This window comes from [Flexibacter] sp. ATCC 35208, from assembly GCF_001975825.1.
Taxonomy (GTDB): Bacteria; Bacteroidota; Bacteroidia; order Chitinophagales; family Chitinophagaceae; genus Chitinophaga.
Genome location: NZ_MTKN01000341.1, coordinates 1 through 367, shown reverse-complemented (window position 1 = coordinate 367; position 367 = coordinate 1). Strand labels below are relative to the sequence as shown.

At 38.1% G+C, this 367-nt stretch carries 1 pseudogene; it reads right to left on the bottom strand.

Annotated elements, in window-relative coordinates:
• Positions 1 to 106: 106 nt before the first annotated feature.
• Positions 107 to 367 (bottom strand): annotated as a pseudogene (locus BW716_RS35825) (acetylornithine carbamoyltransferase); the annotation flags it as partial.

Genomic DNA, 367 nt, shown 5'->3' with positions numbered 1-367 from the left:
ACTTTTTTCATGAGGTTCAAAGGTTCAGAGAGACAAAGGGACAAAGTTTAGATTCAGTACGTAAAAACCTCTGAACCTTTGCAGCTTTGCGCCTTTGCACCTTCATTTACATTTTTTTAAGAATCTTTTGTAAAACTAATTGTGCCGAATACGTTCTGTTATTCGCCTGCTCGATTACAATTGAATTTTCTCCGTCTAAAACTTCGTCGCTTACAATTACGTTACGACGAACCGGAAGACAGTGCATAAATTTTCCGTTGTTGGTTAATGCCATTTTTTCGGCTGTAACGGTCCAATTTGGATCTGTGTTGGTTACTTGTCCGGAATCATTGAAGTTACTCCAGTTTTTTACGTAAACAAAATCGGC